Origin of the sequence: Rhodococcus sp. IEGM 1366 (assembly GCF_033142425.1) — a bacterium.
Classification (GTDB): Bacteria; Actinomycetota; Actinomycetes; order Mycobacteriales; family Mycobacteriaceae; genus Rhodococcus_F; species Rhodococcus_F globerula.
In genome coordinates this window covers 948,146-962,127 of sequence record NZ_JAWLRZ010000001.1, presented here as the reverse complement: position 1 = coordinate 962,127, position 13,982 = coordinate 948,146, and the positions used below count along the sequence as shown (strand labels likewise).

The window sequence follows — 13,982 nt, the reverse complement described above, 5'->3', positions numbered from 1 at the left end:
CACAGGCGACATGGGTACACCGACGACATGGGTCCACGGATGAGCGAAGACAGTGGTAGCCGCGGCACCAAACGGGGCCTGTTGATCGCCGTACTGCTCGTCCTGGGACTCGGTGGTCTCACGCTGGCCGCGCCGCCGCTGACACCGAGCTCACTAATACCGAACTCACTGCAACCGAACGCCCAGTCACCCGTCACGGTCATCACCACCACCCCGCCGCCGCCTGCGATTTCGCTGACGCCACAAGAACTGGTCGCGCGGGTCGTCTCCAGCATTGTCACCATCACTTCGTCCGCCAGGTTCACCACCACGGCAGGAACAGGTATTGTCCTGTCTCCGGACGGGGTGGTCTTGACCAACCATCACGTGATCAGCGGTGGCACCGAAATCACGGCCGTGAACATGTCCAATGGACTGATCTACGACGTAGAAGTACTCGGTTACGACAGCGGCCAAGACCTCGCAGTACTGCGGCTCGTCGGAGCGTCCGACCTTCCAGTTGCCACCGTGGGAAGCTCACAGACAGCCGCGCGAGGCGATCCCGTTACCGCCATCGGAAATGCCGATGGAGAAGGAGTTCCACTTCCTGCGCTCGGCACTATCACCGGTTTCGGGGTCACAGTCAACACTCGCAATTCGACGGATGGCTCACGAAATCAGCTGAAGGGCCTCATCGAGGTCAATGCCGACATCCGGCCCGGCGATTCCGGCGGACCACTTGTGAACGCTGCTGCCGAATTGATCGGAGTCAGTAGCGCCGGCAATGCCATCGCCATCGAAGATCGAACGGAAGTCTCACCCGCCCCGCAGTCTTACGCGATCCCGATCGACACCGCGCTTCCGATTGTCGACCAAATACTCAGTGGTCGCTCCTCGGAGACGGTACGTGTAGGCCCCACGCCGGTGCTCGGCGTAGCAGTCAAAGATCACGTGGGCTCCCCGCCTGGTGCGGAAGTGGTTGCAGTGAGCTTCGATTCGCCAGCAGAGCTTGCCGGGTTGACCGAAGGTGACGTGATCACGAATTTCGGGGGAGCTCCTATCGCCTCGACGTCCGACCTGAATATCGCGATGAGCATGCGTCACCCTGGCGATACGGTCGACCTGATCTGGTTCGACGCGCAAGGCCAACAGCGGTCAGGTTCCCTTGTCCTCGACGAGGGACCGCCGCGTTGAACTGCCACGTTGACCTGTATCAAGCTCTTCAATTCGGCTCAGGATCTTGATCCTCTGTCGAAGACCGTCTCTGCCGATTCGGGTCTCCTCGATGTAGTTTCTTGCGCCACGCAATGATCGAATGCGCTCGTTCCAGCAATTCTCGTGGATGGTGCCGGGAGTTCACTCGAGGCCGCCGTTCCGGATCGATATGCGCCGGCGGTGTCCACTCCGTTCTTCCGGTGTACCCGTCGTTCTCGTTCCGCGCGTTGGTGATCCAGCCCTGCGGGCCCTTTTTGACCAAGCTGTGGCAGCTGTCGCAGACGAGTGTGAGGTTTTCGATGTCGGTGAGTCCGTCATCATTCCATTCGGTCATGTGGTGGACGGCGCACCGCGAGGGCGGTGCGTCGCAATCGGGCCGCGTACATCCCCGGTCAGCTGCAATAAGCGCCAGGCGCTGATCAACAGTCGCGAGTCGCTTCCCACGACCGAAATGCAGCGGGCGGCCGTCATGATCGAAGAGAACCAACACCGGATGGGATTTCTCGGACATCGCGAGAGCGTCCCGAATCGGCAGAATACCGCCGGTTGCCGTGGTTGCCACGCCGCCGATCGATTCCTCCAACTGCTCCAATGTCATGGTGACGATGACTGTCGCGGGAAGGCCGCGATGGTTGCCCATCACACCTCCGTCGAGGACACATTTCAACAGCGCTGAAAATGCGTCGTGGTTTCGCTGACCGGCGGTACGTGTGTCACGTGACGCTGCTGCCGCAATTGCCGACTCGCCCACCTCAGAGCAGTCCCCGCCAGGTGATTCCGGATCATCCGGGTTGTTCATCCCTGGTCTCGCCCATTTGGCCAGCACAACATCAAGTTGTGCCTTTGCAACCGGATCGAGCTCACCGGAGATCCGTGCCATCAGATCTGCGTCCTGTCTGCGCACACTGAGGTACCGCCGACGTCGCCGATCCCTGTCATCGGTTAGTTCACCGTCTGGGTTGAGCCAAGCCAATGCCTCGATGCCGGCAGCCGTCACTCCTTCCGGAGTACCCGTGCGCGCGTATTCGGCGAGCACCATTTCGAGGCTTTGTCGGTCTTCGAAATCAAGTGCCGCAGGCGCTTTGTGCATGACATCCGCGATCGCCGATATGTGATCACGGCCGATATCCCCGTCACGTGCTGCATCAGCGGTTTCGGGGAGCACCGCGGGAGTCTGCTCCCCGAAGGCCGAAACTTGTTGCACCACAGACCGTGCCGCCCGCACACGCCGTGACGCGTCCGACGCAGAAATACGGAGAACCTGCACGAGCAGTTGATTCGGCGACCGAAGCCCCTGTCCCACGTGCAGGCTACGTTCCATTCCTTCGGCCACGAGTTGATAACCAACAGCATCGATCAGCCGAACTGTTCGCTCGAGATCTCGCAAAGCAGAGATGATTCCGTCGTCGGTCAACGCCGCAGACGAGCACTGCACCAATTCTTCGGCAGCGCACGACAACACATCGACCAACTGGCGATGACCCCCGTCATCTGGTGCAATATCGCTCACTGAACCCCCCGGTTCGAACTTGCACCACACCCTATTCCGAGGGTCCGACAAGAAACTCCAGCAAGACGAGCGTCAGATGAACACCGTCAAGACTCAGGCGATGCGCGCCCGAATAAACGTTGCGACGTCACGGAGAGCTGCACGGCTTTCGGGCAGACTCGGCCACACCGCTGGGAAAGCGTGAATCTGCCCGTCCCAGATTTGCAGTGAACATTCGACACCGGCTATCGAAAGTCGTTGCGCCATCAGTTCCGCGTCCACTCTGAGCACTTCGGATTCCGCTGCTATCAGCAGCGACGGCGGAAGCCCTGCAAGGTCTCCGTCGACCGGCGACGGCATTACGCCGCCCAACGAACCGATTGCTGTCAAGGCAGAAACCGGGGCGATGACATCGCGTCGAGCATTGGCGTGTGCAGATTTTGCGGTGCAGTCCAGGTCGAGGAATGGCGACAAGCCAACTAACCCTGCAGGCGCAAGATCAGTGACAGCCGCCGCCAACGCTGTTGCGAACACCAAAAATCCGCCCGCCGAATCACCGGCGAAGACAATCTTTTCCGGTAATCCGCCCTGCGCGAGAAGCCAGTGATACGCGCTCAGGCAATCATCAACCGATCCACTGATGCTCGTGTACGGCAACTGCCGGTACGCAAGATGCAACACCGGCAAACCTGTCCGCTTGGCAATGCTCGCAACCACTGGACGATGTGTGTTGAGGCCACAACACATGAAGCCGCCCCCGTGCAGGTACAAAACCGCTCCGTCGCGAATATCGGCCGTAGAACCGGCTGTGCGCACCAGTTCTCCGTCGAAGCCCGATCCCCCGCCGGAATCAGGAAAACGAATCATCTCTCGATCGATTCCCGACGGAATTCGCATCCGTGCCGCGGAATCCAATACCGCTGCGCGCCGAATTGCGCCGTATGTCAACGGCGCCACTCCGACAACCGGACGCACCATCGCGCGACACACGTTGTACAGAATCCGCGACGAGGTACTCGGGCTGCCGAACCGCGTGCCGGTTCGGCGAGTGATTATCGGTGACAGGGACATCCGCCTAGATTAAGGGCGGTCAGTTCCCGGCGAGGTCGACTTCGTCAAGATCTTCGACGATAGTGACTTTTCGCTTCCGCCCACCGATCACTTTCCCGAGGTTGCGTAGTCCACCGGACGTCGGCTTGGGTGCGGGCGGAATGCGCTGGGGTGCAACGCGGGTGCGGGCTGCACGTTGTACCGGTTTAGGAGCGGGTGCCACCGGCGCAGCAGGAACAGGAGCAGCCGGCGCGGCATATCCAACCGACTCAGCGACTTCCACAACCTCGCGCACCACAACCTCGCGCACCACAACCTCAGCCACCTCGACAGGCTCGGGCACTTCGACAAGCTCGGGCACTTCGACAAGCTCCGGCAAGACAACCCGCGCCTCAACAACCCGCTCCTCAACAAACGTCGCCTCAAGCTGCGCCGGCCCGTCGAAGACAGGGAATTCCAGCGCCCATCGGACGCGGCTGTCCAACCAACGTGAGTCGAGTTCGCGCAGTAGATCCGGATGCCACGACGCTTCCTGCGTGTCACCGAACGCCCGTGTGTCGTCGCTGACCCACAGTATTTCGGTGCCGGGATTCCGATCGGCCAGATCGAGCAGGGTCAACCAGTTCAGTGTCGCGGGGTAGCCGTCACGCTTTTTCTTGTCGACGTACGGCCGTTGCATCGCTATCGCGCGTTCGGCCACGAGCAGGTGCGGCACGTCGACAGGGTCGATGACCTCTATGCCGATTCCCTGCAGATCGTCGACCAGATCTTGCACATAGCTGTCCGCTTTGTCGTGGGCGGCGTCGATGAATCGGGTGAGGTCCCGGCGTAGACCGAGTCGGTCGTACATCCGCGCTTGCACGCTGAGAGCGGCGATCATGTCCGCGGATTCCTTGCGGTAGCGATTTGCGACGTCGAGGGCAACGAGGCGCGGGACCACAACGCGGAGTCCGCGAGCTTTGGCGTCGGCGACGGAATTGTCGAACCGTGCGCCGCGGACCAAGGCGGAGGAGTCGAGGACGATGATCATGACCTGCATTCTCCCTCAAGAACGGGACGAATGCGCTAATTCACGCGGCCCTTAATTCACACAGCCCTTAATTGCTGCAACTCTTACTTGATATTGAAGATCACAGCTCGCTGGACGATGAAGTTGATGACCGTTGCGGTGCCCTGCGCGATGACAAACGCCAGAGGCATGCGCCACCATTCGTCGGCGAGCACATGCAACATCACTGCGTTGAGCCCGACCTGAACGGCAAAGGTCACCGCGTACAGCACGACAACAGCGATAAACCGGGCGCGCGACGGCTCGGCCTTGAACGTCCACCGGCGATTGATCAGATACGCCGTGGTGGTACCGGCAACGAAGCTCAGAGCTTTTGCTGCGGTGTACGACAGCCCCAACGCGTGAAGCAGCGCATACAGCCCGTAGTCCACGATCGCCGACAACCCGCCCGTCGCAACAAACCGGACGATCTGCGTTTTCAGGTCGAGAGCGTCATCGGCGAGGTCCGTCGTGACGGGAATCTCCACCGGCAGAGGGACGTGGGGTTCGTGCTGGTGGTTCGCAGGCGTTTCGGGCACGACGACGAGCGTAACGACTCCAGCCCAAGCCGTCCGGCTCTACTCCCAGGTAACCTCTACGTTGATGTCCACGACAGCAGAAGAGACGCCCAAGCAGGCTCTCCACACCCAAGCCCGCACCCTCACCGGTTGGGGACGCACTGCCGCCACCACCGCACAGGTGTTGTCCACCCCCGACGTGGAAGTGATCGCAAGTGCGGTCGCCCAGGTTGCGGAGAAGAACGAGTCCAAGCCGTCGCATTTGCGACGCGGTGTCATCGCGCGCGGTCTCGGCCGTTCGTACGGTGATCCGGCGCAGAACGCAGGCGGCTTGGTCATCGACATGAATGCGCTCAACCGTATTCATCGCATCGATCGTGACACCGCTTTGGTGGACGTCGACGCCGGGGTGAACCTGGATCAGCTGATGAAGGCTGCTCTGCCGTTCGGCCTGTGGGTTCCCGTGCTGCCAGGTACGCGCCAGGTCACGATCGGCGGCGCCATCGGTTCCGATATTCACGGCAAGAACCACCACAGCGCGGGCAGCTTCGGCAACCACGTCGTTTCGTTGGATCTGCTGACGGCTGACGGCAAGGTTCGCACCCTCACCCCCAAGGGCGGGCGTAACGATCCCAAGGCTGCGCTGTTCTGGGCCACGATCGGCGGTATGGGCCTGACGGGCATCATCCTGCGGGCCACCATCAAGATGACGCCGACCGAGACGGCATATTTCATCGCCGACGGCGATGTCACCAACAGCCTCGACGAGACAATCGCACTGCACAGCGACGGCAGTGAGGCCAACTACGAGTACTCGAGCGCCTGGTTCGACGCAATCGCTGCGCCGCCGAAGCTCGGTCGTGCGGCAATCTCGCGGGGCTCCTTGGCCAAGCTCGACCAGCTTCCGACCAAGCTGCAGAAGAACCCGCTTGCATTCGACGCGCCGCAGTTGCTGACGTTCCCCGACATCTTCCCCAACGGGCTCGCCAACAAGTTCAACTTCTCGGCGATCGGTGAGGTGTGGTTCCGCAAGTCGGGAACGTACCGCGGCAAGGTCCAGAATCTGACGCAGTTCTATCACCCGCTCGACATGTTCGGTGAGTGGAACCGCGCCTACGGGTCCAACGGATTCCTGCAGTACCAGTTCGTGGTTCCGCCGGAGGCTGTCGAGGAGTTCAAGAAGATCATCGTCGACATTCAGCGCAGCGGTCATCACTCGTTCCTGAATGTGTTCAAGCTGTTCGGCGAGGGCAATCAGGCTCCTCTGAGCTTCCCGATCCCGGGTTGGAACATCTGCGTCGACTTCCGCATCAAGCCGGGCCTCAACGAATTTGTCACCGAACTCGACAAGCGAGTCCTCGAATTCGGCGGACGCCTGTACACGGCCAAGGATTCGCGGACGTCCGCAGAGACCTTCCATTCCATGTACCCGCGCATCGACGAGTGGATGGCGACGCGCCGAAAGTACGACCCCACAGGCGTTTTCGCCTCCGATATGTCCAGAAGGCTGGAACTGTGATCAACGCTGTAGGTAACCCGCAAACTGTTTTGCTTCTCGGTGGAACGTCCGAGATCGGCCTCGCGATGTGCGAGGAGTACTTGAAGAAGTCGCCGCTGCGCATCATTCTGGCGACGCTGCCCAGCGATCCCGGCACCGATGCCGCGGTCAAGGGCCTCGAAGCCAAGGGCGCCACCAAGGTTGAGGTCGTCGACTTCGACGCTGTGAAGTTCGACAGCCACCCCGACGTCATCGACAAGGCATGGGCCGGCGGCGACGTAGATGTCGCGATCGTTGCGTTCGGTTTGGACGGTGACGCCGAGGAGCTGTGGCAGAACCAGCGCAAGGCTGTCCTGGTCGCAAACGTCAACTACACCGCGGCAGTCTCCGTCGGCGTGCTGATCGGCGAGAAGATGAAGGCTCAGGGCTTCGGCAAGATCATTGCGATGTCGTCGGTTGCCGGTGAGCGCGTGAAGCGCGCCAACTTCGTCTACGGCTCCACCAAGGCCGGTCTCGATGGCTTCTATCTGGGCCTCGGCGAGGCTTTGGCGGAGTTCGGCCCGAGCGTAACGGTGGTTCGACCGGGCATGGTGCGCACCAAGTTCAGCGCCCACGTCAAGGAAGCACCCCTGACCGTCAACAAGGAAGACGTCGCGCGGCTTGCTGTTGCAGCGTCGGACAAGGGCAAGGAAATTGTCTGGGCCCCGGGCCCGTTCCGCTTCGTGATGATGGCTCTGCGCCACGTGCCGCGACCTATCTTCCGGAAGCTGCCCGTCTAAGCTCTTTTTCGTGTCACAGACAACAGCTGAACCAGCTCTGACAACTGCCTCCCCGTCGCCGTGGCGTAATGCCGCGGCGACGGTGGTGGAAATGGCGCTCGCGGCACTGGTAGCGGTCGTCGTCGCCGCTGTCGGACTGTTCGCGTTCAGCCAGGTCGACTGGCCGGCGTTCACGTCGTCGAATGTCACTCAAGCCGTCACGACGGTCTTGCAGGTTGTCTGTATCGCCGTGATCGGCGTCGCCGTGCTGATGTTCCGCGCCCGCAAAGCGCAGCGAACTGCAAAGCTCCTCTCGTGGGCGGGGCTTTCGGGCTTCGTCACCACGACGCTCGGACTCCCCCTCGCCGCAACCACGCTGTATCTGCACGGGGTTTCGGTCGATCAACAATTCCGCACCGAATACCTGACTCGGCTCACGGATTCCGCTGCGCTGCAAGACATGACGTATGTGGATCTCCCGCCGTTCTACCCGGCCGGCTGGTTCTGGGTCGGTGGACGCGTCGCAAATTTGCTGGGTATGGACGGCTGGGAAGCCTTCAAGCCCTATGCGATCGGCTCGATCGCCGTTGTCGCCGTGATTGCACTCGTGTTGTGGACCAAGCTCATTCGACGCGACTGGGCGGTAGTCGCGGCGTTGGCCGTCACCGCGGTTGTATTGGCGTACAACTCCCCTGAGGCGTACGGCGCCGTCGTAAACCTCCTGATCCCGCCGGTGCTCATCCTCGCTTGGGGCGCCCTCGATCGCCCGGGTTCGTCCCGGTTTGCCGGAGCGGGAGCAGTTCTCGGCACCGGCTTGTTCCTCGGATACGCAGCGACCGTCTACACGCTGTACCTCGGATTTGCCGCGTTTGCGGTAACACTGATGGGTATCGTCGCGGCGGTTCTCGCAGCCCGCGCCCAGAACACCTGGAAAGCCGCACTCGGACCACTGATCCGACTGATCGTCATCGCCGTCATCGCCGGCGTGGTCGCTCTGACTGTCTGGGCTCCCTACCTGCTCGAAGCGCTCTCGGGCGCTCCCGCCGAGTCGGGCACCGCTATGCATTACCTCCCGGATTCCGGCGCGGTACTCCCCTTCCCGATGCTGCACTTCTCACTCGTCGGCGCGCTGTGCATGTTGGGCACGATCTGGCTGATTTCCCGGTTCCTGTTCTCACGCAGGGCACGGGCGCTGGGTATCGGCGTGATCGCCGTGTACCTGTGGGCCCTGTTGTCGATGATGTTCACGGTTGCCGGCAGCACTCTTCTCGGATTCCGGCTCGAGCCGGTTCTGATCGGGCTCCTCGCCGCGGCAGGTGTGTTCGGCTTCTTCGAGTTCGCCGGCTGGATCGTGTTGGCCACCAGCGAGAATCCGCGGGTCAAAGCAGTACTCGTTGCTCTCGGCGTCATCGGCGCGATTTCCTTTGCGCAGAACATCCCGCAGGTGCTGGCCCCGGATATCGCTGTGGCATACAGCGATACCGACGGAAACGGCGAGCGCGGAGACAAGCGCCCGCCGGGAGCCGAAGCGAATTACGCGGACATCGACCGCATCATCCGCGAACAATTGGGCCGCGAGCCCCACGATCTGGTGGTCCTGACAGCCGATATCGGCTTCCTGAGCTTCTACCCGTACTTCGGTTTCCAAGGATTGACATCGCACTACGCAAATCCGTTGGCAGACTTCCGGGCCCGCGCGGAGCTGATCGAGAAGTGGTCGGAACTCGAGACACCCGACGAGTTGATTGCCGCATTGGATGCCGCACCGTGGCGCAGCCCCGACGCATTTGTCTTCCGCCAGGGCGCCGACGGATACACCCTGCGCCTGGCCGAGGATGTCTACCCCAACGATCCCAATGTCCGCAGGTACACGGTCACCTTCCCCAAGGAGCTGTTCGACGATCCTCGCTTCACGATCACCGAGCAGGGACCGTTCGTGGTTGTCACCCGCAACTGACGCGGTACCCCCGATAACAGTAAACAAACGGGATATTCTTCACAGTCGGCTTGCCGGTGACGGTCGTTGACGCGCCCCCTCCGCACCCCTAACTTCATAACGTGACAAAAACCGATGCCCGCACGGCCATGATCGATGCGGCCGAGCGATTGGTGGCGGAGCGCGGTTTAGCAGCACTGACCTTGCGCGACGTCCAGATCGAGGCTGGGCAGGCAAACAAGTCGGCAGCGCAGTACCACTTCGGTTCACGCGAAGGCTTGCTGTCCGCGGTGATCGAGTCACGGATGAAGCCGGCTGCGGAGCGCCGACACGATCTTCTCAACGCGATCGACGTCGCGCAGCAACCGCCGACCATGCGCCAACTCGTGGAGGCGTCGGTGCTGCCGTTGGCCGAGCAGACGATCGAACGTGAGCACAGTTTGTACGCGCGCTTTCTGGTGCAGTCCATCTTCGATCCGGGAATGTCGACGGTCATCCGGGACCACCTGCAGGCAGCGACCTTTCGCGATGTTCAGCAGCGCATTGCGTCGGCGTCGGAGTTGCCGACCGATATCGCGGATCTTCGCGCGGGCACACTCAGCGTTTTGGCCATCGTGACATTTGCTACCTGGGAAGGACGAGTTCACAGCCCTGCACAAGCCAAGCTCATCGTGGCCGATCTGATCGAGAGTTGCCTCGGTGCGTTGAACGCGCCGGCACCCCAACCCTGATCACACCCGGCCCCAGTTAGACCCCTAGTCAGACAGGGGTCGAGTTTGTCCTCGCCACCACCGGGGTATTCGACTGCTTCACGACGCGGTTGACATGACAACTGCGCACCCATCGTGGCGGGGCAGGTGATGACATTGAGCGAACTCGTTGCGCAGAGTCACGAATTGGTTCCACATCGCGCGATCCTGGACGCAGCAGAGCACACTCTTGTCATTGCGCGAGGTAAGCCATACGGCCCCGAGCAGGCATTTCACGAGCTGCTCCGTGTTGCGACAGAGCATCGGATCGCGGTGCTCACTTTGGCGCGGGCTCTTATCGACGTGTCGCAGACACGTGAGCCTGAGAGCCTTCCGAAGGATCTGCCGCATACCGTCGCTGCGGCGCAGTGGGGTGCACTTCTGGATCTCCCCACCCGGGAAACACTGCACGCGCACGACACCGACGACGCCGAGGTAGAAAGTCACCCAGCCGACGAACCTGCTGTCGATTACCTGCTCTCGACAGATCTTGCCGGTCGCATCGTCTTTGTGTCGCTGGCGTTCACCATCGCTGCGATTGTGGGATTCTTTGCCCACGACTGGGCGCTGTTACTTCTTGTGACGGCGGCATGCACGGCGTGGGCGGCGGTGGCACTCGCAATGAAGGCCGTCCGCGCCTCCCGCACTCACCGCCGGTCGATCCCTACCGAATACCGGTCGAATACGCAGGCTCCCAACAACTCTCACCGTCACACTGTTGCAGCGTGACGGTGAGAGTCGTAACGATCAAAGCCTCTGCCCTTTAAAGTCAAAGTCTCTGCGGCGCTCCGTATGTGACGACCGTGTCCCCATTGGATGTCACGGCCTTTGCGTACGGCCGGATGGTGACCGGACCGATGGCACCCTGCACGTATCCGTGGATTCCTTGCATCCGCACCGTCGCTTCGCGGCCGTCGAATGTCTGATCTTCGAGCAACTCCACGTCGGTAATTCCACCCGGCGCCAAATCCACGTCAAGTTCCTGTGACGGGATGATGTCTCCACCGAGTACAAATGCATTCGAGATGTCGAGTCCCAGAGCCGGTTCGGGAATGAACCCGATTCCGAGGTTGGTTCCGCTCTCCACGCCCCAGTCGAGTCCGGGGCTGTTGAGGACAACCGTGGCACCGGTCAACGCGATCGGGTAGCCGATTTGGTAGCCGATCGTCAGTTGGGTTCCGGTGAAACTGTCCGCGTCGGGGCCGTCGATGCGCACCGACGCAACGCCGTCGTGGAAGAACTCGACGCTCAGTGGCGAACTGTCGAGCGGCGGGACTGTGTGGATGGCTGTGTCCATCTGCAGGACTTCTATGCGGTTTCCCTTGACGTCCGTGATCGAACTCGCGTTGTCGACTCCCGCCGACGCGTTGGTGCTGCCGAACGCGACGGCAAGGGCGGCCACTGCCCCGACAGCCCCGATGCGAGCCCCGTTACGAGCCTTGTTCCTACTCGCTGCGCGTTTACCCCCTGCGCCGCCGCAAACCCGTGTGTTCGTCATGCACAAGCACCATCCCATCAGGTTGTGACCCCGATGGGTTCCCGCTTTGTCGAGAACGCGATCCGTCGGGGCTGTGTGAACGAATTCGGGGTACACGAATTCGAGCAGGACACCTCCGAGGTACCCATGTCACAAAGCCGCCAAACTCGACCGACCGGTTATCTCGAACGAGGCACGAGCGAGCCTGAACTGCCCCGAATACGGCCTGCTCGCGCAGCTACAGACTGGCCTCGAGGGCATCGTTCGTTACGCTGGCGGGATAAGTTATCGAATCGATACCTTCAGCGGGTACCTCGTAACCACCGAGGAACCGCCGAGACAACCACCGAGGCAACCACCGAGATTGGTTTCATCCGAAAGGCGCCGACTGCATGACCGAGACTCTGCCCGAACCTCAACAACAGCTGGTCGAGGCGACACCAGGGCGGGTCCGTTCAGTTATCAGCCGAGGCCGGATGGTCGATCTTGCGATCATGGTGCTCTTTGTCCTGGCCGCGTTCTGGGTGATGTCGAATCTCTGGCGCAACCTGGAGTCCGGTTATCTGGTCAACGCGGGCCGCGACCAGTCGATGTGGGAATGGTTCTTCGCCGACACCGCGCACGCGCTCTCTCAGTTCCGCACACCGTTGTACAGCGACCTGCTGAATTATCCGCTCGGTGTGAACCTGATGGCCAATACCGCGATGTTCGGCATCAGCATGCCGCTGGCGCCGCTCACCTTGCTTTTCGGGCCGACGCCGACTTATGCGATCGGGCTGACCTTAGGCCTGGCCGGTACCGCAATCGCCTGGTACTGGACATTTTCTCGGCATGTGCTGACGGGCGTTTCCGTTCGGGTGAAGTGTGCGGCCGCAATTGGTGGCGGGTTCTGCGGATTTGCCCCTGCCATGATCTCGCACGCAAACGGTCACCCGAATTTTGTGGCCTTCTTTGTCATTCCGTTCATCTTCATGCAGGTTATCCGCGTTTCACGTGGAACCAATGTGGTCAGGGACGGCGTCGTCCTTGGCCTGCTCATGGCGTGGCAGATCTTCCTCGGCGAAGAACCACTCCTCATCTTCACCATGTCCGCGATGGTGTTCGGCGCGGTGTACGCACTCTCGGATCTTCCGAGAGCGCGGGCTGCGATCAAGCGCAGCCTGCCCGGCTTGGCCGTCGGCGCAATCGTGTCCATCCTCATCACTGCGATACCGCTCCATTCACAGTTCTTCGGCCCCGCAAGCTACGACGGCGTCGGCCACGGCCAGGCGGGAGCCGACTTCGGCGCGTTCACCACCCTCCCCACCGAATCGATGGGCGGCGACAAGACCGGCGCCGAGTACCGCATGAACCCCACCGAGGAGAACTCGTACTTCGGTTGGCCGATCGTCATTCTGATCTTCTTCGCGACGGTATGGCTGTGGAAGATGAAGCTCACTCGCGCCGCTGGGGCCGTTATCGTCGTGATGGGCGTGCTGTCACTGGGGTCCGAGCTTGTCTACAAGGGCGATCACACCGGCATCACGTTGCCCTGGAAGTTCCTGGCCCACTTGCCGCTGTTCGAGTCGGTCCTGGAGTCACGCTTTGCCATGGGTGCAATTCCCGCCATCGGGTTGCTGCTGACATTGGGTACGTATCGCGCGCTGGTGGAGCTTCGTAATCCCCGCGGCGGCAATTCTCGCGGCCCTGGCCTGATATTGCCCGGCGCGTGGTTGGCGGTGCTGGCACTCGCAGTGGTTGTCCTGATTCCGACCCGCATCGATACCGTCGAACGCCCGGACACCCCGAAGTTCATCACCAGCGGATCGTGGGAGAACTACGTCAGCGACGGCAGCCTCGTGTCGGTTCCCGTGTCCAGCGGTGAAGAAGCGCGGGCCATGCGCTGGCAGATCGATGCCGATTTCGGCTTCCCGATCGCCGGCGGCTACTTCGTCGGCCCTCATTCGATTACCCGCGGCGGCATCTACGGGGCTGAGTTCCGCCCCACGTCGTCGCTTCTGGTCAAGACCAACGAGACCGGTCAGATCCCCGTTGTCGACGCCACCACCCGCGCCGACGCCCTCACCGACCTGCGGTTCTGGCGTGCCGACGTCCTGGTACTCCCGAAAGCAAGCAACGACAACGCGTTGCGTCAGACGGTCAACGCTCTGGTGGGCTTCGACGCCACCTCGGTCGACGACGTCTGGGTGTGGGACGTCCGTGACCTCGTGAGCGGTAAGACGACCAACAAGTAGCGCTTCCTTAAGTCGTCTCTCAGGATGTAAC

12 protein-coding genes are annotated in these 13,982 nt (G+C 61.6%); 7 read left to right on the top strand and 5 right to left on the bottom strand.

Annotated features, from left to right (window positions below):
* Window positions 1-39 precede the first annotated feature (39 nt).
* On the top strand, window positions 40-1,173 hold the full coding sequence (locus R4P64_RS04590) for a S1C family serine protease (protein WP_317819495.1): 1,134 nt from the start codon (window positions 40-42) through the stop codon (window positions 1,171-1,173).
* 28 nt (window positions 1,174-1,201) lie between these two features.
* On the opposite strand, the gene R4P64_RS04585 is transcribed toward R4P64_RS04590, so the two are convergent.
* The 4 genes from R4P64_RS04585 to R4P64_RS04570 all read right to left on the bottom strand — a co-directional run bounded on the left by R4P64_RS04585 (window position 1,202) and on the right by R4P64_RS04570 (window position 5,320).
* A complete protein-coding gene (locus R4P64_RS04585) occupies window positions 1,202-2,704 on the bottom strand; it encodes an HNH endonuclease signature motif containing protein (RefSeq protein ID WP_317819493.1) in 1,503 nt (500 codons plus the stop codon).
* A 93-nt stretch (window positions 2,705-2,797) separates the two neighbouring features.
* Entirely contained in the window at window positions 2,798-3,754 is a 957-nt protein-coding gene (locus R4P64_RS04580) for an alpha/beta hydrolase (RefSeq protein ID WP_317819491.1), read from the bottom strand.
* Window positions 3,755-3,773: 19 nt separating this feature from the next.
* Complete coding sequence (locus R4P64_RS04575) at window positions 3,774-4,763, bottom strand: PIN domain-containing protein (RefSeq protein WP_317819489.1); 990 nt, start codon at window positions 4,761-4,763, stop codon at window positions 3,774-3,776.
* 83 nt (window positions 4,764-4,846) lie between these two features.
* Complete coding sequence (locus R4P64_RS04570; protein WP_172936890.1) at window positions 4,847-5,320, bottom strand: GtrA family protein; 474 nt, start codon at window positions 5,318-5,320, stop codon at window positions 4,847-4,849.
* A 64-nt stretch (window positions 5,321-5,384) separates the two neighbouring features.
* Here R4P64_RS04570 and R4P64_RS04565 point away from each other — a divergent pair, with 64 nt between their 5' ends.
* The 5 genes from R4P64_RS04565 to R4P64_RS04545 all read left to right on the top strand — a co-directional run bounded on the left by R4P64_RS04565 (window position 5,385) and on the right by R4P64_RS04545 (window position 10,969).
* On the top strand, window positions 5,385-6,818 hold the full coding sequence (locus R4P64_RS04565; RefSeq protein ID WP_317819486.1) for an FAD-binding oxidoreductase: 1,434 nt from the start codon (window positions 5,385-5,387) through the stop codon (window positions 6,816-6,818).
* On the top strand, window positions 6,815-7,576 hold the full coding sequence (locus R4P64_RS04560; protein ID WP_317819484.1) for a decaprenylphospho-beta-D-erythro-pentofuranosid-2-ulose 2-reductase: 762 nt from the start codon (window positions 6,815-6,817) through the stop codon (window positions 7,574-7,576). Before R4P64_RS04565 ends, R4P64_RS04560 begins: the two co-directional genes overlap by 4 nt.
* 91 nt (window positions 7,577-7,667) lie before the next feature.
* Window positions 7,668-9,512: a galactan 5-O-arabinofuranosyltransferase gene (locus R4P64_RS04555; protein ID WP_245006176.1), complete on the top strand. Its 1,845-nt coding sequence runs from the start codon at window positions 7,668-7,670 to the stop codon at window positions 9,510-9,512.
* Between the two features lie 101 nt (window positions 9,513-9,613).
* Window positions 9,614-10,222, top strand: coding sequence for a TetR/AcrR family transcriptional regulator (locus R4P64_RS04550; RefSeq protein WP_257013306.1), 609 nt, complete (start codon window positions 9,614-9,616; stop codon window positions 10,220-10,222).
* 129 nt (window positions 10,223-10,351) lie between these two features.
* Window positions 10,352-10,969 (top strand): ANTAR domain-containing protein, encoded by a 618-nt coding sequence (locus R4P64_RS04545; protein WP_095887651.1) that lies wholly within the window; start codon window positions 10,352-10,354, stop codon window positions 10,967-10,969.
* 40 nt (window positions 10,970-11,009) lie between these two features.
* Here the strand turns inward: R4P64_RS04545 and R4P64_RS04540 are convergent, their stop codons facing one another.
* Window positions 11,010-11,756, bottom strand: coding sequence for an MspA family porin (locus R4P64_RS04540; protein WP_072782726.1), 747 nt, complete (start codon window positions 11,754-11,756; stop codon window positions 11,010-11,012).
* Between the two features lie 353 nt (window positions 11,757-12,109).
* Between R4P64_RS04540 and R4P64_RS04535 the strand changes: the two genes are divergently transcribed.
* Window positions 12,110-13,951, top strand: coding sequence for a glycosyl transferase (locus R4P64_RS04535; protein WP_317819479.1), 1,842 nt, complete (start codon window positions 12,110-12,112; stop codon window positions 13,949-13,951).
* The last annotated feature ends 31 nt before the right edge of the window (window positions 13,952-13,982 follow it).